At 59.3% G+C, this 18,800-nt stretch carries 22 protein-coding genes; 17 read left to right on the forward strand and 5 right to left on the reverse strand.

Translation table 11 applies throughout. The annotated features are described in order from the left end of the window. Nucleotides 1-6: 6 nt before the first annotated feature. Complete coding sequence (locus BN1800_RS10380) at nucleotides 7-435, reverse strand: YcbK family protein (protein ID WP_027510813.1); 429 nt, start codon at nucleotides 433-435, stop codon at nucleotides 7-9. Nucleotides 436-810: 375 nt separating this feature from the next. Here BN1800_RS10380 and BN1800_RS10385 point away from each other — a divergent pair, with 375 nt between their 5' ends. The 16 genes from BN1800_RS10385 (at nucleotide 811) to trmB (ending at nucleotide 14,862) form a co-directional block, all read left to right on the forward strand. After that, a complete protein-coding gene (locus tag BN1800_RS10385; RefSeq protein WP_027510814.1) occupies nucleotides 811-1,215 on the forward strand; it encodes a VOC family protein in 405 nt (134 codons plus the stop codon). Between the two features lie 89 nt (nucleotides 1,216-1,304). After that, nucleotides 1,305-2,369 carry a tryptophan--tRNA ligase gene (gene trpS, locus BN1800_RS10390; RefSeq protein ID WP_027510815.1) on the forward strand — a complete coding sequence of 355 codons (1,065 nt, stop codon included), beginning with the start codon at nucleotides 1,305-1,307 and terminating at the stop codon, nucleotides 2,367-2,369. Between the two features lie 209 nt (nucleotides 2,370-2,578). Then, nucleotides 2,579-3,070, forward strand: coding sequence for a universal stress protein (locus tag BN1800_RS10395; protein ID WP_027510816.1), 492 nt, complete (start codon nucleotides 2,579-2,581; stop codon nucleotides 3,068-3,070). A 128-nt stretch (nucleotides 3,071-3,198) separates the two neighbouring features. Next, on the forward strand, nucleotides 3,199-3,765 hold the full coding sequence (locus tag BN1800_RS10400) for a NifU family protein (protein WP_027510817.1): 567 nt from the start codon (nucleotides 3,199-3,201) through the stop codon (nucleotides 3,763-3,765). 77 nt (nucleotides 3,766-3,842) lie between these two features. Beyond that, nucleotides 3,843-4,502 carry a tRNA (adenosine(37)-N6)-threonylcarbamoyltransferase complex dimerization subunit type 1 TsaB gene (tsaB, locus tag BN1800_RS10405; RefSeq protein WP_027510818.1) on the forward strand — a complete coding sequence of 220 codons (660 nt, stop codon included), beginning with the start codon at nucleotides 3,843-3,845 and terminating at the stop codon, nucleotides 4,500-4,502. Next, on the forward strand, nucleotides 4,499-4,999 hold the full coding sequence (locus tag BN1800_RS10410; RefSeq protein ID WP_179213775.1) for a GNAT family N-acetyltransferase: 501 nt from the start codon (nucleotides 4,499-4,501) through the stop codon (nucleotides 4,997-4,999). The genes tsaB and BN1800_RS10410 overlap by 4 nt, the downstream gene beginning before the upstream one ends. A 38-nt stretch (nucleotides 5,000-5,037) precedes the next feature. Further along, nucleotides 5,038-5,466 (forward strand): Fur family transcriptional regulator, encoded by a 429-nt coding sequence (locus BN1800_RS10415; protein ID WP_027510820.1) that lies wholly within the window; start codon nucleotides 5,038-5,040, stop codon nucleotides 5,464-5,466. Between the two features lie 30 nt (nucleotides 5,467-5,496). Beyond that, nucleotides 5,497-6,294 (forward strand): lyso-ornithine lipid O-acyltransferase, encoded by a 798-nt coding sequence (gene olsA / locus BN1800_RS10420; RefSeq protein WP_086997051.1) that lies wholly within the window; start codon nucleotides 5,497-5,499, stop codon nucleotides 6,292-6,294. A 49-nt stretch (nucleotides 6,295-6,343) separates the two neighbouring features. Then, nucleotides 6,344-7,771 carry a tRNA (N6-isopentenyl adenosine(37)-C2)-methylthiotransferase MiaB gene (gene miaB / locus BN1800_RS10425; protein WP_086997054.1) on the forward strand — a complete coding sequence of 476 codons (1,428 nt, stop codon included), beginning with the start codon at nucleotides 6,344-6,346 and terminating at the stop codon, nucleotides 7,769-7,771. A 13-nt stretch (nucleotides 7,772-7,784) separates the two neighbouring features. Further along, nucleotides 7,785-8,837 carry a PhoH family protein gene (locus BN1800_RS10430; protein WP_027510823.1) on the forward strand — a complete coding sequence of 351 codons (1,053 nt, stop codon included), beginning with the start codon at nucleotides 7,785-7,787 and terminating at the stop codon, nucleotides 8,835-8,837. After that, nucleotides 8,837-9,352 (forward strand): rRNA maturation RNase YbeY, encoded by a 516-nt coding sequence (gene ybeY, locus BN1800_RS10435; protein ID WP_027510824.1) that lies wholly within the window; start codon nucleotides 8,837-8,839, stop codon nucleotides 9,350-9,352. Before BN1800_RS10430 ends, ybeY begins: the two co-directional genes overlap by 1 nt. Continuing rightward, nucleotides 9,349-10,479: a hemolysin family protein gene (locus BN1800_RS10440; RefSeq protein ID WP_027510825.1), complete on the forward strand. Its 1,131-nt coding sequence runs from the start codon at nucleotides 9,349-9,351 to the stop codon at nucleotides 10,477-10,479. The genes ybeY and BN1800_RS10440 overlap by 4 nt, the downstream gene beginning before the upstream one ends. A gap of 78 nt (nucleotides 10,480-10,557) precedes the next feature. Continuing rightward, a complete protein-coding gene (gene lnt, locus BN1800_RS10445; RefSeq protein ID WP_086997057.1) occupies nucleotides 10,558-12,162 on the forward strand; it encodes an apolipoprotein N-acyltransferase in 1,605 nt (534 codons plus the stop codon). 150 nt (nucleotides 12,163-12,312) lie between these two features. Continuing rightward, nucleotides 12,313-12,732, forward strand: a complete 420-nt coding sequence (locus BN1800_RS10450) for a helix-turn-helix domain-containing protein (RefSeq protein WP_027510827.1) — start codon at nucleotides 12,313-12,315, stop codon at nucleotides 12,730-12,732. Between the two features lie 178 nt (nucleotides 12,733-12,910). Beyond that, a complete protein-coding gene (gene metK / locus BN1800_RS10455; RefSeq protein ID WP_027510828.1) occupies nucleotides 12,911-14,164 on the forward strand; it encodes a methionine adenosyltransferase in 1,254 nt (417 codons plus the stop codon). Next, nucleotides 14,161-14,862 carry a tRNA (guanosine(46)-N7)-methyltransferase TrmB gene (gene trmB / locus BN1800_RS10460; protein WP_086997060.1) on the forward strand — a complete coding sequence of 234 codons (702 nt, stop codon included), beginning with the start codon at nucleotides 14,161-14,163 and terminating at the stop codon, nucleotides 14,860-14,862. The genes metK and trmB overlap by 4 nt, the downstream gene beginning before the upstream one ends. 9 nt (nucleotides 14,863-14,871) lie before the next feature. Here the strand turns inward: trmB and BN1800_RS10465 are convergent, their stop codons facing one another. Both BN1800_RS10465 and BN1800_RS10470 read right to left on the reverse strand, forming a co-directional pair. After that, complete coding sequence (locus BN1800_RS10465; RefSeq protein ID WP_027510830.1) at nucleotides 14,872-15,129, reverse strand: BQ00720 family protein; 258 nt, start codon at nucleotides 15,127-15,129, stop codon at nucleotides 14,872-14,874. Nucleotides 15,130-15,176: 47 nt separating this feature from the next. After that, entirely contained in the window at nucleotides 15,177-15,602 is a 426-nt protein-coding gene (locus BN1800_RS10470; RefSeq protein ID WP_027510831.1) for an Hsp20 family protein, read from the reverse strand. 267 nt (nucleotides 15,603-15,869) lie between these two features. On the opposite strand from BN1800_RS10470, the gene BN1800_RS10475 reads away from it, so the two are divergent. Further along, nucleotides 15,870-16,814, forward strand: coding sequence for a nucleoside hydrolase (locus BN1800_RS10475; RefSeq protein WP_086997063.1), 945 nt, complete (start codon nucleotides 15,870-15,872; stop codon nucleotides 16,812-16,814). 32 nt (nucleotides 16,815-16,846) lie between these two features. On the opposite strand, the gene grpE is transcribed toward BN1800_RS10475, so the two are convergent. Further along, complete coding sequence (grpE, locus tag BN1800_RS10480) at nucleotides 16,847-17,479, reverse strand: nucleotide exchange factor GrpE (RefSeq protein ID WP_086997066.1); 633 nt, start codon at nucleotides 17,477-17,479, stop codon at nucleotides 16,847-16,849. Nucleotides 17,480-17,578: 99 nt separating this feature from the next. Continuing rightward, the gene (hrcA, locus tag BN1800_RS10485; RefSeq protein WP_027510834.1) at nucleotides 17,579-18,667 is read right to left on the reverse strand and encodes a heat-inducible transcriptional repressor HrcA; all 1,089 of its coding nucleotides are present in this window, start codon (nucleotides 18,665-18,667) and stop codon (nucleotides 17,579-17,581) included. Between the last annotated feature and the right edge of the window lie 133 nt (nucleotides 18,668-18,800).

The raw sequence follows: 18,800 nt of genomic DNA on the forward strand, positions 1-18,800 counted from the left end.
TTGTTATCAGCAGTGGCTCCAGCGCCGCTTCGGCCCGATGTCGACGTGGACGATGCCGTTGCAGTATCGCCCAATACCGCCGATACCCGGTGCCGTCTGCGCTGCCGCGATGATCGTCCGTTCCGATAGGCCCGGCACGCGGATGTCGGCTGCGTTGCAATGGCGATGCTGAGAATGCGCGCGGCCGGAATGCGGCCGGTGGCCGGACGTGACCATCGGTCTTCGGCCAGTCTTGGCCGCGATATGCGCGAGAACGGCTCTGAGTTTTGGCGGGAAGCAGCCGATTCTGACGCTCACGGTCTGAACCGTATAGGGCAGCGATGTCGTGTACTTGAGAAGTCTTACCGGGGGTTTTTTACTGTTCTGCGCGCCGGCATTGACGCAACAGGACAAGGTGAACAAGCCAGCAAGAACGAGTGATAAAATCGTATGCATGACGTCCCCTCCAGATAGAGCGCAGTGGATTTCCACTGAGGCTCGGATTGGCGTCGAGAACGTTCATTCGAAAAGTGGCCAATTTGTGAAATTTTATGCCAACTCACTAAGTGAGACACCCTCATATTATGGACCTAATTACAAAGTTGATAGCTAAAATTGAGTATAAAATACTCTCTACCATTCGATGAAAATCAAGACCTTGCAACAACGCGCATTAGAGGGAACAGGCCACCAGGAGAAAGGCGCCATAATTCGAATTAGCGCCGCCGACAATTTAATTTGGCACGATCAAAAAGCTGTCCTGCCGGAGCAAGCTCTTGACCAAGTATCGAGTCCCCGCAACAAAAGATCTCTCGAAGCCGGAGTTTATACGTGCGCCAATCCCTCTTCCTGGTCACCCTCGTCATCGATGACTACGACCGCGCCAAGGCTTTCTACTGCGGCGCGCTCGGCTTCGACTGCCTACAGGACGAAATGCAGCCGGATGGCAAGCGCTGGGTAGTGGTGAAGCCCAAAGGAGGCGATGGCGCAGCGTTCCTTCTTGCCCGGGCAGTCAATGACGCACAGAAAGCGGCAATCGGAAATCAGACCGGCGGGCGTGTCGGCTTCTTTTTGAAGACTGACGATTTTGCACAAGATCGTGCCGCCATGCTGGCCAACGGTGTGCGCTTTCTCGAAGAACCGCGGCATGAGGTCTACGGAACGGTGGCCGTGTTTTCGGATCCTTACGGCAACACTTTCGATCTGATCCAGCATGCCGCACCGGCCGCCTCTTGATTGCAGTACCGAGCACGTGCATAAGCCGCCGCGTTAGCATCATGGGCGTCTCTGCCCTGGGGCCCTCCACCAGCCTAATCGAGGATGACGTGACCGAATTCAAGAAGCTCGTATTTTCCGGCGTTCAGCCGACCGGCAATCTCCATCTCGGCAACTATCTCGGCGCGATCCGCAAGTTCGTGGCGCTGCAAGAAGGCAACGACTGCATCTATTGCGTCGTCGACCTGCATTCCCTCACTGCGCAGCTCGTGCACAACGACCTGCCGGGCCAGATCCGCTCGATCGCCGCAGCCTTCATCGCCTCCGGCATCGATCCGGAAAAACATATCGTCTTCAACCAGTCGGCCGTGCCGCAGCATGCCGAACTCGCCTGGATCTTCAATTGCGTCGCCCGCATCGGCTGGATGAACCGCATGACGCAGTTCAAGGACAAGGCCGGCAAGGACCGCGAAAATGCCTCGCTCGGCCTGCTTGCCTATCCGAGCCTGATGGCCGCCGACATCCTCGTTTATCGCGGCACGCATGTTCCGGTCGGCGACGATCAGAAGCAGCATCTCGAGCTTGCCCGCGACATCGCGATGAAGTTTAACCTGGACTATCAAGATCACATCCGCCGCGCCGGCCAGGGCGTCGACATCACCGTCGGCGACGAGCCGGTGCACGCCTATTTCCCGATGGTCGAACCGCTGATTGAAGGCCCTGCACCGCGCGTGATGTCGCTGCGCGACGGCACCAAGAAGATGTCCAAATCCGATCCGTCCGATCTCTCGCGCATCAACCTGATGGACGACGAGGACGCGATCTCGAAGAAGATCCGCAAGGCGAAGACCGATCCGGACGGCTTGCCGAGCGAGGTCGAGGGCCTGAAGGGCCGCCCGGAAGCCGACAACCTCGTCGGCATCTATGGGGCGCTTGCCGACAAAACGAAAACTGAGGTGCTTGCCGAATTCGGCGGCCAGCAGTTTTCCGTCTTCAAGCCGGCGCTGGTCGATCTCGCCGTTCAGGTGCTCTCGCCGATCACCGGTGAAATGCGCCGCCTCATGGACGATACCAGCCATATCGACGCTATTCTCCGCAACGGCGGCGAACGCGCCCGGGCCCGCGCCGAAGCGACCATGAAGGACGTCCGCGACATCATCGGCTTTCTCTATTGAGACAGCCTTTCTTCTCCCCTCGGGGAGAAGATGTCCAAAGGACAGATAGGGGTGAGCGACCAAAGGCGCGAACGGCCTGAGCGAAAGCGAGGGACGAATTTGCCATACGCAGCCCTCATCCGACCCTTCGGGCCCCCCTTATCCCCAAGGGAAGAAGGGATAAAGGAGGGGCTTGCAAATTTTCCGGATCAGGTGTCAGAGTCCGCGCCATGGTATCAAAGCGACTCTCACGGCTCGAAGGGCATCGCCGCAAGTTCATGGCGGTGATCGATGGCACGCCGGAATGCCAGAGCGCCGTGCACTATGCCGGCAGGCGCGCCAAGAATTCCAATGGCGGACTGGTTCTCGTTTACGTAATTCCCGAAGGCGATTTTCAGCAATGGCTGGGCGTCGAGGAGATCATGCGAGCCGAAGCCCGCGAGGAGGCCGAAGCCGTCGTCTCCAAGTCGGCGCAAGTGGTGCGCGAATCGATTGGCATCGAGCCGGAAATCGTCATCCGCGAGGGCAGCGCGGTCGAAGAGATCAATGCAGTGATCGAAGAAGATCGCGACATTGCGATCCTGGTGCTGGCCGCAAGCTCGGCCAAGGAGGGTCCCGGACCATTGGTATCGTCCGTTGTCGGAAAAGCAGCTACCTTTCCTATCCCTGTTACCGTGTTGCCCGATACGCTGACGAATGAGGAATTAGACGCGCTGGCGTAAGACAGAATGTCGAATGGCGACTATTTGTGGAGTCTTTATCTCTTGAATAGCGCCGCCGATCGGCTTATTTTCTTTTGAAGAATTCTAAAGACGGCCTGAGCGACAACCTGGCCCGCATGGAGAGCGAAATGTTCATTCAGACCGAAGCCACGCCGAATCCGGCCACCCAGAAGTTCCTGCCGGGCAAGGTCGTGATGGAAACTGGTACGGCCGAGTTCCGCAGCGCCGAGGAAGCTCAGGCTTCGCCCCTCGCCGCCCGCCTTTTTGAAATCCCGGGCGTCACTGGCGTCTATTTCGGCTACGATTTCATCTCCGTTTCCAAGGAGAACCAGGAGTGGCAGCACCTGAAGCCCGCCATCCTTGGCTCTATCATGGAGCACTTCATGTCCGGAAAGCCGGTCATGGGCGACGCCTCCGTATTTTCGGAAGAACTCGATGCGGACGGTGAATTCTTCGATGAGGCCGACGAGACCATCGTACTCACCATCAAGGAACTGCTTGAAACCCGCGTGCGCCCGGCAGTTGCCCAGGATGGCGGCGACATCACGTTTCGCGGCTTCAAGGACGGCAAGGTCTATCTCAACATGAAGGGCTCCTGCTCCGGCTGCCCCTCTTCGACCGCAACACTGAAGCATGGTGTCCAGAACCTGCTTCGCCACTTCGTTCCCGAAGTGCAGGAAGTCATCGCTGCCTGACGATCTGTTCAAAATTCATCCGGCTCAGCATTGCGCCGGATGAATTTGTGATAGGCTTTTATTCGGAAATTGATGACATGATTGTTCTGGCGCTCGACACGGCTGGTGTGGATTGCGCTGCCGCTCTCTACGACAGCGGCAGGGATGCGGTGCTGGGGGAGGCATCGGACTTGATCGGCAAGGGCCATGCAGAGCATTTGATGGGAATCATCGACCGCGTGCTCAAGCAGGCGGACATGAAACTCGCGATGGCCGAACGTGTTGCCGTTACGATCGGTCCCGGCTCCTTTACCGGAATCCGCGTTGGCGTTGCCGCAGCACGCGGGTTCGGCCTTGCGCTTAATATCCCGACTGTCGGCATCACGACCCTGGAGACCATGGCCGCCGCCCAGCGCGAGAAGACGCCCAGCCGCCCCGTCCTTGCCGCCATGGACGCCAAGCGCGGCGAAATCTACCTCCAGAGCTTTTCCGCTGACGGCTTGGCGTTGGACGAACCTCGCGCAGTGACAGTCGAGGAAGCGCAGGCTTTCGCGGCCAACTTCGACGGCGAGATCACCGGATCTGCAACGCCGCTGCTGAAACCCAACGCGACGGGCGAACACGCCAATAAATTCCCAATTTCTATCGTGGCACGCCTTGGTGCGGCCGCCGATCCCGGTTCAGGAAAGCCGAAGCCTCTTTATCTGCGCGGACCCGATGCCAAACCGCAGGCCGGGTTCGCGATCGCGCGAGTATGACCATGCTGGAATCCTATCTGACTCTGAAGCCGGCTTTCGAGATCGTCGCAATGGACAATGACGATTGCCAGGCGGTTGCCGTGCTGCATGGCGAACGCTTTGCCCGCCCGTGGGGCGACGGCGAGTTCTATAGCCTGCTCAGCCAGGACACCGTCTTCGGCTTCGTCGCGCGCCAAACCAACGCTTTCCTGAAAAAGCCTCTGCGGGGCTTCGTGCTTGCCCGCCAGGTCGCCGGCGAAGCGGAAATCCTGGCAATCGCCGTGCAGGCGAAGGTTGGCGGCGCCGGCCTCGGCTGGCGGCTGATGCAGGCGGCGATGCGCGAAGCCAAGCTGCGCGGCGGCGAAAGCATGTTCCTGGAAGTCGACCACGGCAATGCCGCCGCCCTCGGCCTCTACCGTAAGCTCGGCTTTGAGAAAGTCGGCGAGCGCCGCGGATACTACAAGGATGCGAACGGTGCGGTTTCCACGGCGCTTGTCATGAAGCGCGTTCTTCGCTAGTGCCGTTTGAGAACCGGAATCTGGAATGAAGGCCGCCAATGACCGACACAACCAAGACCCTTGAGGAGCTTTGCACCGAGCGCGGCATGCGAATGACCGAACAGCGCCGCGTGATCGCCCGTATCCTTGAAGAGTCGGAAGATCACCCGGATGTCGAGGAACTGTACCGTCGCTCAGTTAAGGTCGATGCAAAGATTTCGATCTCCACCGTCTACCGCACCGTCAAGCTCTTTGAAGACGCCGGCATCATCGCCCGCCATGATTTCCGCGACGGCCGTTCACGCTATGAGACGGTGCCGGAAGAGCATCACGACCACCTGATAGACCTGAAGAACGGCGTGGTCATCGAATTCCGCTCGCCGGAGATCGAGGCCCTGCAAGAGCGCATTGCCCGCGAGCATGGCTTCCAGCTCGTCGATCACCGGCTGGAACTCTACGGCATTCCGCTGAAGAAAGACGAACGCTGAGCCGATGACCGCAGCCGCAGGGAGTTCGCGTTGATCGTCTGGCTGCGCATCGCCTATGCCGCGGTCGTTATCGCCGCCGCCAGCATGCCGCTGATGCCATTGCAGCTTCTCAGTCTCCATTTCGACTGGAGGCTCCGCCGCATGCTTCCGCGTCTTTGGCACCGCGCGGCCTGCCACGCACTCGGAATTCGCGTGAAGGTCCACGGCAAGCTCGAAGGGCGCAGGCCGCTGATGCTATGCGTCAATCACGCGTCGTGGATGGATATCATGGTCATGTCCTCGGTCGCCGATGTCGCCTTCATCGCCAAAATAGAGGTGCGCGACTGGCCCATCTTCGGGCTGCTCGCCCGCCTGCAGAAAAGCGTTTTCATCGTCCGCGAAGAAAAGCGGAAGACCGGCAGTCAGGCAAGCGAGATTGCGGACCGGATGGCGGACGGCGAGATCATCGTGCTCTTTCCCGAAGGCACGACTTCGGACGGCAATCGTTTGCTGGACGTCAAATCCTCGCTCTTCGGAGCGGCCGCCATGGCAGTGCCGCACTCGCCGCACGGCTCCGTCTTCGTGCAGCCGGTCGCGATCGCCTATACCAAGGCGCACGGCGTTGCGATGGGCCGCTATCACCGCCCGCTGGCCGGCTGGCCCGGCGACGTGGAACTCGTGCCACACCTGATGGACGTCGTGAAATGTGCGGCGCTCGATGCCGAGGTCTCCTTCGGCGAGGCGGTCGAATACCGCTCTGATTCGAATCGGAAGGACGTCAGCGCCACCATCGCCCGCCGCATCCGTGCTATGCTCAACAGCCGCCTGCGCGGCCGCGAAATCTCTTGAGGGAAAATTTCGATTTTCTAAAGGGCAAAAAACCACTAAATAGCCCGCCATGACCCAAGACACCGCCCTTCTTCCGCCCCCGGAGACCATCCCCAGCGAAGGCCTCCGCAATGGCAGCAACAGCCGCAAGGTTTTCATCAAGACTTACGGCTGCCAGATGAACGTCTACGACTCGATGCGCATGAGTGATGCGCTCGCCCGCGATGGTTACGAGCCGACGGAGAATATGGAGGAGGCCGACCTCGTCCTGCTCAATACTTGTCACATCCGCGAAAAGGCCGCCGAAAAGGTCTATTCGGCGCTCGGCCGCTTGCGCGATATGAAGAAGAAGAAGGCTGCCGACGGGCGCGAGATGATGATCGGCGTCACCGGATGCGTTGCCCAGGCCGAGGGTGAGGAAATCCTGCGCCGCGCGCCTGCCGTCGATGTGGTCATCGGCCCGCAGACCTATCACCGCCTGCCGGACGCGCTGCGGCGTGCCAAGGAAGGCCATCGCGTTGTCGATACGGAATATGCGCTGGAAGACAAGTTCGAACACTTGCCGATCGCCGAAACCAGAAAGATCCGTTCGCGCGGTGTCACTGCATTCCTGACGGTGCAGGAAGGCTGCGACAAGTTCTGCACCTTCTGCGTCGTGCCTTACACGCGTGGTTCGGAGATCTCCCGGCCGGTCAACCAGATTGTCGAAGAAGCACAGAACCTCATCAAAGGCGGAGTGCGGGAAATCACATTGCTCGGCCAGAATGTCAACGCGTGGCATGGCGCCGGGACCAATGGCGAGGAATGGAGCCTTGGCGATCTGCTCTATCGCCTCGCTGAAATTCCGGGGCTTGCCCGGCTCCGGTACACCACCAGCCATCCGCGCGACATGGACGACCGCTTGATCGAGGCGCATCGCGATCTGCGGGCGTTGATGCCCTACTTGCACCTGCCGGTGCAGGCGGGCTCGGACCGCATCCTGAAAGCCATGAACCGGCGCCATACAGCAGCGGAATACATGACGCTCATTGAGCGCATTCGCGCAGCCCGCCCCGACATCGCGCTGTCGGGCGATTTCATCGTTGGTTTTCCCGGGGAGACAGACAAGGATTTTGACGCTACACTGAGTTTGGTGGAGGAGGTTCGCTATGCGCAGGCTTTCTCCTTCAAATATTCGACGCGGCCGGGTACGCCCGGGGCGGAACTGAAGGACCAGGTGCCGGAAGAGATCAAGGCAGAACGGCTCGAGCGCCTGCAGGCGCTTCTCCTCAAGCAGACGCAGGAATTCAACAGATCCTGCATCGGCAAGGAAATCGATTTGTTGCTTGAAAAGCCCGGCCGGATGCCGGGACAACTTATTGGTCGTTCTCCCTGGCTTCAGTCAGTGAATGTTGATGCAAAAGCATCGCAAATCGGTGACATTATCAAAGTGCGAATCACCGGAACCGGAACGAACAGCCTGTTTGCCGAGTTTGCAGAGGCTGGGGTTTTAACCTAGGGAGCTCGACCGCTTGAACGGACAAGAATTGGTTTCTTCTTCACCGCGCCACCCACGCATTGCGAGCGACGCCAATCACTTCGTCCTGACGTTCGAGAACAACCGGTTCGCCAGCGAGCTATTCGGTCAGTTCGATCAGAACCTGAAGCTTCTGGAGGAGCGGCTGCATATCGACGCGCGCGCGCGCGGCAATTCCGTTGTCATTACTGGCGATGTCGTCGCCACCAATCAGGCCCGGCGTACGCTGGACTACCTCTATGAAAAGCTCCAGAAAGGCGGCAGCGTGGAACGATCCGACGTGGAAGGCGCAATCCGCATGGCGGTTGCCGCCGACGATCAGCTGAGCCTGCCGACCATGGAGAAAAAAGCCAAGCTCACCATGGCGCAGATTTCGACACGCAAGAAGACGATCGTTGCGCGGACGCCGACGCAGGACGCCTATATACGCGCCATGGAACGCGCGGAACTGGTCTTCGGTGTCGGCCCAGCCGGCACGGGGAAGACCTACCTCGCCGTCGCGCATGCGGCCCAGATGCTGGAGCGCGGCGCTGTCGAGAAGATCATCCTTTCGCGGCCGGCGGTCGAGGCCGGCGAGCGTCTTGGCTTCCTGCCTGGCGACATGAAGGAGAAGGTCGATCCCTATCTCCGGCCGCTCTATGATGCGCTCTACGACATGATCCCGGGAGACAAGGTCGAGCGCGCGATCACGGCTGGCGTCATCGAGATTGCGCCGCTCGCCTTCATGCGCGGGCGCACGCTCTCGAACGCGGCCATCATTCTCGACGAAGCGCAGAACACAACATCGATGCAGATGAAGATGTTCCTGACGCGCCTCGGCGAGAATTCACGCATGATCGTCACCGGCGATCCAAGCCAGATCGACTTGCCGCGCGGCGTGAAATCCGGACTTATCGAAGCGCTGCATCTGCTTGACGGCGTGGAAGGAATTTCGACCATCCGCTTCAAGGATGTCGACGTCGTTCGCCATCCGTTGGTCGGACGGATCGTGAGGGCCTACGACGCCACCTATACGACGCGGCCGGAAGACGCCGGCCCGCAGGTCTGATGGCCGAACTCGACATCCAGATCAGCATCGAGGAAGGCGACTGGCCCTCCGAGGGTGAACTTCAGGCTTTGGCGGAACGCGTGCTGGAAGCGGCGGCGACGTTTCTCAAGAAAAATGAGAAGCAGCCGTTTCCCACGACGGCAACTGAGCTTTCGCTTGTCTTCACGGATGACGAATCCATCCGCACCATCAACGCCGAATGGCGCAAGAAGGACAAGGCCACCAATGTTCTCTCCTTTCCGGCTTTTCCGATAATCCCAGGAAAGATGCCAGGTCCGATGCTTGGTGATATCATTATCGCCAGGGAGACCGTCGAACGGGAAGCGCGGGAGCTCGAAAAGCCGTTCGAAGACCATCTGACGCATCTGATGGTGCATGGTTTCTTGCATCTCTTCGGCTACGACCATATGAATAGTGACGAAGCCGAAATTATGGAGGGTTTGGAGACTCGCATTTTGGCAGTACTCGGCCTATCTGACCCATACGAGGGTCAAGACCTTAAAATGGAACCATGAGCGACTTTACAACGAAACCGGCGGCGGACACCAAGGACGCCGATCAATCCTCCTCCTCAGATGAGGCGGGCAGTAGTAGCAGGTATTCCGGACGATCATTCTGGGCGCGCGCCGCCCGCATCCTTCGCCCGCAGCAGGGCTCGCGCATTCGCGAAGATCTCGCCGACGCGCTGATGACTAACGATACCGGCGACGATGCCTTTTCGCCCGACGAGCGGGCGATGCTTCACAACATCTTGCGTTTCCGCGAAGTGCGCGTTGCCGACGTCATGGTTCCGCGCGCCGACATCGAGGCGGTCGACCAGAACATCACCATCGGTGAATTGATGATCCTCTTTGAGGAATCAGGCCGCTCTCGCATGCCGGTCTATGCCGATACACTCGACGATCCGCGCGGCATGGTGCATATCCGCGACTTGCTTTCCTATGTCGCCAAGCAGGCGCGCAACAAGCGCCGGACAGGCTCCAAGACTGTTAAGCCGGTCGTCGAGATCGCTACCGAGAACATTCAGAAGCCGGCGCGCTCGGCAAAGCCGAATTTCGACCTTGCGCGCGTCGACCTGCAAAAGACGCTTGCCGAGGCCGGCATCGTCCGCAAGATCCTTTTCGTGCCGCCATCGATGTTGGCATCCGATCTGCTTCGCCGCATGCAGGTGAACCGCACGCAGATGGCGCTGGTCATCGATGAATATGGCGGCACCGATGGGCTTGCTTCGCACGAGGACATCGTCGAGATGGTCGTCGGCGATATCGATGACGAGCATGATGACGAAGAGGTCATGTTCAAGCGCATTTCCGAAGACGTCTTCGTAGCGGATGCCCGCGTCGAATTGGAAGAGATTGCAGAGGCGATCGGCCCGGATTTCGACATCAGCGAGCAGGTGGACGAGGTCGATACGCTGGGTGGCCTTATCTTCTCCGCCCTCGGCCGCATCCCGGTTCGGGGCGAAGTCGTCCAAGCGCTGCCGGATTTCGAATTCCACATTCTTGAGGCCGACCCGCGCCGGATTAAGCGGGTGCGCATCACCCGCAAGCGTCAGGCAATCCGCCGCCGCGTCAAGGCAGACGACAGTGCGACTGGACCTGAAACGGCTGACGAACGGCCTGCCGAATCAACATCGAACTGATTTCCGTGAGGCACGACAACGCGCCGCTTTTTTGAAAGACTGCGGAGCGGGTTGATTCGCGGCGTGAATGGAGTGCGCATGGAGCGGCTTGCGGACAAGGTCATCCTGGTCTGGGGGGTCAAACGGGCAGTGCTGGCGGTCTTTGCCGGCGCATTCGCCGTTCTGGCGCTTCCGCCGATCGGCTTTTTCGCAGCGATGTTCCTTTCATTCACGCTCCTCGTCTGGCTGATCGACGGCGCAACTGCCTCCCCCGAGGCGAGCTTCCTCGGCCGCCTCTGGCCCTCATTCGTGATCGGCTGGCTCTTCGGCTTCGGCTATTTCGTCGCAGGCCTTTGGTGGCTCGGCCATGCCTTGATGATCGACTCGGAAGAATTTGCCTGGGCGCTGCCATTGGCGACCCTCGGCCTGCCGGCGGTGCTGTCAATCTATTATGGCCTCGCTGCAGCTATCGCCCGTGTCTTCTGGTCGGACGGGATGGGCCGCATTGCGGCGCTCGCCGCAGCCTTCGGCCTCTTCGAGTGGTTGCGCAGCGTCACTTTCACGGGCTTTCCCTGGAATGCGATCGGCTACGGCATCATGCCTATGCCGCTGATGATGCAATCCGCGCATATCATCGGCGCCATGGGCGTGACTGCGCTTGCCGTCTTCGTCTTCGCTGCGCCTGCCCTTCTTGGTACGCGTCAGGGTGCGACGATGGGTGTGGGACTCGCCACACTGCTCTTTGCAGCTCATCTCGGTTATGGCGGCTATGTCCTTTATGTCGCGCCGAAGGCTCCGCCGCTGCCGCAAGAGAAGCAACCGGTTATCCGCCTTGTGCAGCCGATGATTGATCAGGCTGCCAAGCTCGACAACAATGCCGATCGCTCGGCGATCTTCGAGCTTCACTTGAAGTTTTCCGCCGAGGCGCCGAAGGATGGAGGAAAGAAGCCGAACATCATCGTCTGGCCGGAGACGTCGATCCCTTTCATCCTCACCGATAATCAGGATGCCCTTACCCGGATCGCCGATACGCTCGACGACGACCAGATTCTGATTGCAGGTGCTGTTCGCGCCGAAGAGATGGGGCCGGGAAACCCCGTGCGCTACTACAATTCGATCTATGCGATCGACGGACGCGGCCAGATCGTCGCGGCTTCCGACAAGATGCATCTCGTTCCGTTCGGCGAATATGTGCCCTTCGAGAATATCCTCGACAATTTCGGCATCACGAATATCGTCGAAATGCCGGGCGGGTTCTCTGCCGCGGCGGCGCGCCATCTCCTGGAACTGCCGACGGGACTGAAGCTCTATCCTCTCGTCTGCTATGAGATCATCTTCCCGGATGAGATGACCGGCGACATCGCTGATGCGGGCGCGATCCTGAACATCACGAACGACGCCTGGTTCGGCAATACGCCTGGCCCTTATCAGCATTTCCAGCAGGCGCGGGTACGTGCCGTGGAGACCGGATTGCCGCTGATTCGCGATGCCAACAGCGGCGTTTCAGCGATCGTGGACGCCCACGGCCAGATTGTCGCAGGACTGGGTCTCAATCAAGCAGGCTTCGTCGACGCAACTCTTGAGGGATTCGGCAGCGCTTCCCGGAGTTCGTTTTCGCGACAGACTTACTTCTGGTTGACTGAAACGTTACTGATTTTGATTGTGTCGATTTCCCGTTTTGGTTTTATTTTCAAGCCGAATTGACCAAAAACCCCTAAAATTGCATAGTGGTCGCGATCGGCGTTGTTAACGTATGCTTGATGATAGGGTTTACGCCGCTTACAACGTGGCGTTACGGATGGGTCTGGGCACTGCCGGTTTAACCAGGTTGAAAATCTTTGCTAGGGCACGACCATGATTGAAAACAAGAAGAAGCCTAACCCGATCGACATCCACGTCGGCAGTCGCATTCGGCTTCGCCGTACAATGCTTGGCATGAGCCAGGAGAAGCTGGGCGAAAGCCTCGGGATCACTTTTCAGCAGATCCAGAAGTACGAGAAGGGTACAAACCGCGTCGGTGCGAGCCGCCTGCAGAACATCTCGAGTATTCTCAACGTCCCGGTTTCCTTTTTCTTCGAGGACGCTCCGGGCGATCACGCCGGCGGATTGACCGGCATGGCAGAGGCATCGAGCTCGAATTATGTTGTCGATTTCCTCTCCTCCTCGGAAGGGCTTCAGCTCAACCGGGCCTTCGTAAAGATTTCCGACCCCAAGGTTCGCCGCAAGGTCGTGGAGCTTGTGAAGGCGCTGGCCGCCGAGGCCGACGCGGACTGAACCCTTTGATGACCGCAGTTTTGAAAGGTGGTCGAAAGGCCACCTTTTTTGCGTTTTATGGGCAAAATTTACCATTTCGCCGCAGATATAAAGATATATATATGTCCTTGTGTGCTTGTTTTTCGAACGCGAAATGAGTACCAACTACACGGCTTTTGTTCTTTGAGGGGAATCCCGAATGCGCGCGAATTATTTTTTCACCAGCGAGTCAGTTGCCGAAGGTCACCCGGACAAGGTGTGTGACCGCATCTCCGACGAGATCGTCGATCTGGTCTATCGTGAAGCGGCCAAAACCGGCATCAACCCCTGGGGCGTGCGCATTGCCTGCGAAACCCTGGCGACGACGAACCGCGTTGTGATCGCCGGTGAAGTCCGTCTGCCACCGAGCCTGATGAAGAAGGATAAGAACGGCAACGACGTCATCAACCCGTCGAAATTCAAGGCTGCAGCCCGCCGCGCTATCAAGGACATCGGCTACGAGCAGGAAGGCTTCCACTGGAAAAAGGCAAAGATCGACGTGCTGCTGCACTCGCAGTCTGCCGATATCGCACAGGGCGTCGACAATGCAGCCGACCAGCAGGGTGACGAAGGTGCCGGCGACCAAGGCATCATGTTCGGCTACGCCTGCAAGGAAACGCCGGACCTCATGCCAGCTCCGATCTACTACTCCCACAAGATCCTGCAACTGCTGGCCACAGCCCGCAAGAAAGGCGACGGCGATGTCGCCAAGCTTGGCCCGGACGCCAAGAGCCAGGTGACCGTGCGCTACATCGACGGTAAGCCTGCCGAAGTGACCTCGATCGTTCTTTCGACCCAGCATCTCGATGACAGCTGGGATTCGAAGAAGGTTCGCGCCGTTGTGGAGCCTTACATCCGCGAAGCGCTGGGCGATCTGCCGATCGCCAAGGAATGCAACTGGTACATCAACCCGACCGGCAAGTTCGTCATCGGCGGCCCGGACGGCGATGCTGGTCTTACCGGCCGCAAGATCATCGTCGACACCTATGGCGGTGCCGCTCCCCACGGCGGCGGCGCATTCTCCGGTAAGGACACGACCAAGGTCGACCGGTCCGCAGCCTATGCTGCCCGCTATCTTGCGAAGAACGTCGTCGCCGCAGGTCTTGCCGACCGCTGCACGATCCAGCTCTCCTATGCGATCGGCGTCGCACAGCCGCTGTCGATCTATGTCGATCTGCACGGCACCGGCAAGGGCGTGACGGAAGACCAAGTCGAGGCGGCGATCCGCAAGAACATGGACCTGTCACCGACCGGCATCCGCCGCCATCTCGACCTCAACAAGCCGATCTACGCCAAGACCTCGGCCTATGGCCACTTCGGCCGCAAGGCAGGCCGTGATGGCTCGTTCTCATGGGAACGCACGGATCTCGTCAAGGCGCTGAAGGAAGCCGTGAAGCTTCGGGCGGTGGCATGACGGATATGGAGCGCCGGGGGCGCGCGACCGAAGCTTTCTTCGGTCGCCGCAAGGGAAAGGCTCTCCGCGAACATCAAGCGGAAAGACTTCATACGCTGCTCCCGGCATTCCTCATCGATCTTTCGGCGGCTCCACCAGAGCCGCTGAAAAACCTCTTTCCGGTTCCGACTGAACGGCTGCGCCTGGAAATCGGTTTCGGCGGTGGCGAACATCTGATCCACCGCGCTCTGGAAATGCCCTCCACCGGCTTCATCGGCGTCGAACCCTTCATCAATTCCATGCAGAAACTGCTGGCGAGCATTGAGGCAAAGGGTGCAAAGAATATCCGTGTCTATAACGACGATGCAACGCAACTGCTCGACTGGCTGCCCGACGGCAGCCTGGATCAGATTGATCTGCTCTATCCCGATCCATGGCCGAAGCGGAAGCACTGGAAACGGCGCTTCGTTTCCAAGACCAATCTCGACCGTTTCCATCGCGTACTGAAGCCCGGCGGGCTCTTCTGCTTCGCCTCGGACATTGATACCTACGTGAATTGGACGCTGCTGAAGTGCCGCGATCACGGCGGCTTCGACTGGCTTGCGGAAACCGCCGCCGACTGGCTGACGCCCTATGAGGGTTGGCCGAGCACACGCTACGAGGCCAAGGCCCGGCGGGAGGGCAGATCCTCCGCCTATCTGACGTTCAAGAAGGTCTAAGCCTGCTTTTCAGTGCAGGCTCACCGTCTTCAGTTCGTCTTCAGCTGCCTTGAAGAAGGTGCTGGAGCGATTATCCGTGAGCAGGATCGGCGTTCCGTCTGCGCCGAAGAGGGCCCAAAGGTCCACGCCCGGATCGATATCCGGCGCTTCGGGGAAGCACTTCGACACCTCATCAGTGCGCATCTTGCGGATATAGGCGACCTCGCCGTTGCCGATACCGGCTAGCTCGGACTTGGTCAGGTGAGAATTCGCTTCTTTCATCAACATTCCTGTACCTCCGGGAGAAGGGACCAACAGCCGAATGGGCCGTTGTCCTACTGTGAGACCGAAATGTTAATTTTCTTCACCATGCGCGCCGGTTCCGGACGAACGAGATCGACGGCCAGCAATCCGTTCCTGAGGCTGGCACCCAGAACCTGCATGCCATCTGCCAACACGAACGTGCGCTGGAACTGACGGGCGGCAATACCGCGATAAAGATATTCATGCTCGCCCTGCTCGACCTGGCGGCCGCGGATCAACAGTTGGTTCTCTTCGATGGTAACGTCGAGCTCTTCTTCACTGAAGCCCGCGACAGCAAGCGTGATGCGCAAGCGTTCAGGTGCCCCGTGACCGGCGGCGATACGTTCGATATTGTAGGGCGGGTAACCGTCGCTTGCCTTGGAAATGCGTTCAAGCGTCTTTTCCATGGCATCGAAGCCCAGAAGCAGCGGGCTGGCGAAAGGTGTCATGCGGCTCATCTTTCAAAGTCCTTGATGCAAGCGACCTTCCCGGACCTAAGCGTAGCATCCGGACGCCGTTAATATGGGAAGCGTGTACCTTTCGCGCAAGACATATGCGGCGCATCGCCGACATATGAATTTAAGACGGTTGGACTCAAGCAGTTGCTTGACAAAGATCATGGCGGCTCGCATCAAATCGTCGCCCGCAACGGCTGCGCCGATCTGCGACGGAACGATAAACGAACGGTGCCTGCCACGACGTGCACCTTGAGACGGAACGACGAAATGGCGACCCCCAGAAAGATCATCATCGACACCGATCCCGGCCAGGACGATGCAGCGGCCATCATGCTTGCCTTCGGCAGTCCCGAAGAGCTGGAAGTGCTCGGCATTACGACCGTCGCGGGCAACGTGCCGCTCTCCTACACGAGCCGCAATGCGCGCATCGTCTGCGAGCTCTGCGGACGGACCGACACGAAGGTTTTTGCAGGTGCGGATGCACCAATCGCGCGCAAACTGGTCACGGCCGAGCACGTGCACGGAAAGACCGGCCTCGATGGACCTGAGCTCGATGAACCGACAATGCCGTTGAAGGCAGGGCACGCGGTCGACTTCATCATCGAGACGCTTCGCCGCGAGCCGGGAGGCATGGTGACGCTTTGCACGCTGGGACCGCTCACCAATATCGGCATGGCCTTCCAGAAAGCGCCGGATATCATTCCGCGCATCCGCGAACTGGTGATGATGGGAGGCGGGTTCTTCGAGGGCGGCAACATCACACCGGCCGCGGAATTCAACATCTATGTCGATCCGGAAGCGGCCGACATCGTCTTCCGTTCGGGCGTGCCGATCGTGATGATGCCGCTCGACGTGACGCATCAGCTGCTGACGCGGAAGGATCGCGTAAAGCGCATGGCCGATCTCGGTACGGCACCGGCGAAAGCAATGGTCGAAATGCTGGAGTTTTTTGAGCGCTTCGATGTCGAGAAATATGGCTCCGACGGCGGGCCGCTACACGATCCGACTGTCGTCGCCTACCTGCTAAAGCCGGAGCTTTTCAAGGGCCGTGACTGCAATGTCGAGATCGAGGTGAAGTCGGAGCTGACCGTGGGCATGACGGTCGTCGACTGGTGGCATGTGACCGACCGTAAGCGCAATGCCAAGGTGATGCGCCATGTGGATGCGGACGGCTTCTTCGATCTACTGATCGAGCGCTTCGCCCGCATCTGATTTTCAGACTGATCGTTGAGGCGTCTGAGAGATCAGGCGTCCTTTTCGGTGAACGCCGTATTGATATCCGCTTCAGCTGCCTTCGGGCCGCCCTTGGCGACGCCAACCATTGCCGGGCGAAGAACCCGCTCGCCGATCGTGAAGCCTGCCTGAACGACCTGGACGACCGTGTTGTTCGGCACTTCGGCATTCGGGACCTCGAAGATCGCCTGATGGAAGTTCGGATCGAACTTCTGTCCGACCGGATCCAGCTTGCGGACGCCGTGACGCTCAAGCGCGGAGAGCATCGAGCGCTCCGTCATCTCGACACCTTCGATCAATGTGTCGAGGCCCGCCTCGCCCGCTTCCTTCGCTTCGGCTGGGATAGCATCGAGCGCGCGGCGCAAATTATCCGAGACGGCAAGCATATCGCGCGCGAAGCCCGCGACTGAGTAGGACTTTGCATCCTTCACATCGCGCTCAGTGCGACGTCGCAGATTATCCATTTCGGCGGCAAGGCGCAGATAGCGCTCACGCAGCTCGACATTCTCAGCCTTGAGCACTTCAAGCGGATCCGGCTGTGGCGGCGCTTCAACCGTGGTTTCGTTCTCGACGTTTGCGGCAGCGTCGTCTGCGGCTTCAGCCGCGGCAGCGTCAGGTCCGTTTTTCGTCGTTTCGTCCGTCATGACGGTCTCCGGTAGTGGGTTTCCTTGAGATGCGCCCGATATCGAACTTCGATCGCAAAAAATCAAGTCTGCGTGACAAAGAAGGAGCAATTCGGGAGTTTACAGCGTGCCGCGCGCAAGTCGGGAAATCAGCTGTGCTGTGTAGTCCACCATCGGCACGATGCGCGAGTAATTGAGCCGCGTCGGACCGATGACGCCAACGGCGCCGACAATGCGGTCGTCATCATCGCGATAGGGCGCAACAATCAGCGAGGAGCCGGAAAGCGAAAAGAGCTTGTTCTCAGAACCGATGAAGATACGCACGCCCGGGCCGGTTTCGGCCAGATTCAGCAGCTCGATTAGGCTGTCCTTCTTTTCGAGATCGTCGAAAAGCATGCGCAGACGGTCAAGGTCCTCCGCGCCTGCCAGGCCCTCGAGCAGATTGGATCGGCCGCGAATGATAAGCTGCGGTGGCTTGCCTTCATCCGCATCGCCAGACCAAACGGCAATACCGCGCTCGACAAGGTCCCTGGACAGCGCATCAAGCTCGTGGCGGACGTTCTCCTTTAAGTGACTGAGCTGCTTGCGCAACTCCGGCAAAGTCTGGCCGGACATGTGGGCATTGAGGAAATTCGCGGCCTCCGTCAGCTGCGACGACGTAACGCCTGCTGGCAGTTCGATAATGCGGTTTTCGACCTGATCGTGATCGCCGACGAGCACGGCCAGCGCCTTGGTGGGCTCCAGGCGGATGAACTCGACATGCTTGAGGACCGGATCGCTCTTCGATGTGATGACGAGCCCCGCGCCCCGCGAAATGCCGGACAGCATCCGGCTTGCCTCGTTCATCATCGTTTCCACGGGAGCATTAAGGCTTTCAGGACGAACCTGGCGGTCGATGTTCGCACGGTCCTCGGCGGAAAGGTCGCCGACCTGCATGAAAGCATCAACGAAGAACCGGAGGCCGCCCTGCGTCGGCAGGCGTCCCGCGCTGACATGTGGCGAGTAGATCAGGCCTAGCGCTTCCAGGTCGCTCATCACATTGCGCACGGAAGCGGGCGATAGCGACATAGGCAGGATGCGCGAGAGATTGCGGGAGCCGAGCGGCTCGCCACTTTCCAGATAGCCCTCAACGATGCGGCGGAAGATTTCCTTAGAGCGTTCATCCAGCGCCGCAACGGCATCCGAAACCGACGTCGACCTGAACCCCATGAATCTCCTTTGACCTGCGCGTTGATGACGATCCCTAAAATATAGCCGTTCTTGCCCTCGTAGCAAAAGGGAATTTGCAAATGGTTGCCGCCAATCGTAGAAGCGGTCGATACCATTGAGCACTTCACGACGT

It is taken from the genome of Rhizobium sullae (genome assembly GCF_900169785.1).
GTDB classification, from domain to species: Bacteria; Pseudomonadota; Alphaproteobacteria; order Rhizobiales; family Rhizobiaceae; genus Rhizobium; species Rhizobium sullae.

What these genes read in the sequence shown, in the direction of transcription:
- BN1800_RS10380 (WP_027510813.1), bottom strand. Translation starts at nt 435, where the DNA reads ATGCATACGATTTTATCACTCGTTCTTGCTGGCTTGTTCACCTTGTCC.
- BN1800_RS10395 (WP_027510816.1), top strand. Translation starts at nt 2,579, where the DNA reads ATGGTATCAAAGCGACTCTCACGGCTCGAAGGGCATCGCCGCAAGTTC.
- BN1800_RS10400 (WP_027510817.1), top strand. Translation starts at nt 3,199, where the DNA reads ATGTTCATTCAGACCGAAGCCACGCCGAATCCGGCCACCCAGAAGTTC.
- tsaB (WP_027510818.1), top strand. Translation starts at nt 3,843, where the DNA reads ATGATTGTTCTGGCGCTCGACACGGCTGGTGTGGATTGCGCTGCCGCT.
- BN1800_RS10410 (WP_179213775.1), top strand. Translation starts at nt 4,499, where the DNA reads ATGACCATGCTGGAATCCTATCTGACTCTGAAGCCGGCTTTCGAGATC.
- BN1800_RS10415 (WP_027510820.1), top strand. Translation starts at nt 5,038, where the DNA reads ATGACCGACACAACCAAGACCCTTGAGGAGCTTTGCACCGAGCGCGGC.
- miaB (WP_086997054.1), top strand. Translation starts at nt 6,344, where the DNA reads ATGACCCAAGACACCGCCCTTCTTCCGCCCCCGGAGACCATCCCCAGC.
- ybeY (WP_027510824.1), top strand. Translation starts at nt 8,837, where the DNA reads ATGGCCGAACTCGACATCCAGATCAGCATCGAGGAAGGCGACTGGCCC.
- BN1800_RS10440 (WP_027510825.1), top strand. Translation starts at nt 9,349, where the DNA reads ATGAGCGACTTTACAACGAAACCGGCGGCGGACACCAAGGACGCCGAT.
- lnt (WP_086997057.1), top strand. Translation starts at nt 10,558, where the DNA reads ATGGAGCGGCTTGCGGACAAGGTCATCCTGGTCTGGGGGGTCAAACGG.
- BN1800_RS10450 (WP_027510827.1), top strand. Translation starts at nt 12,313, where the DNA reads ATGATTGAAAACAAGAAGAAGCCTAACCCGATCGACATCCACGTCGGC.
- metK (WP_027510828.1), top strand. Translation starts at nt 12,911, where the DNA reads ATGCGCGCGAATTATTTTTTCACCAGCGAGTCAGTTGCCGAAGGTCAC.
- trmB (WP_086997060.1), top strand. Translation starts at nt 14,161, where the DNA reads ATGACGGATATGGAGCGCCGGGGGCGCGCGACCGAAGCTTTCTTCGGT.
- BN1800_RS10465 (WP_027510830.1), bottom strand. Translation starts at nt 15,129, where the DNA reads ATGTTGATGAAAGAAGCGAATTCTCACCTGACCAAGTCCGAGCTAGCC.
- BN1800_RS10470 (WP_027510831.1), bottom strand. Translation starts at nt 15,602, where the DNA reads ATGAGCCGCATGACACCTTTCGCCAGCCCGCTGCTTCTGGGCTTCGAT.
- BN1800_RS10475 (WP_086997063.1), top strand. Translation starts at nt 15,870, where the DNA reads ATGGCGACCCCCAGAAAGATCATCATCGACACCGATCCCGGCCAGGAC.
- grpE (WP_086997066.1), bottom strand. Translation starts at nt 17,479, where the DNA reads ATGACGGACGAAACGACGAAAAACGGACCTGACGCTGCCGCGGCTGAA.
- hrcA (WP_027510834.1), bottom strand. Translation starts at nt 18,667, where the DNA reads ATGGGGTTCAGGTCGACGTCGGTTTCGGATGCCGTTGCGGCGCTGGAT.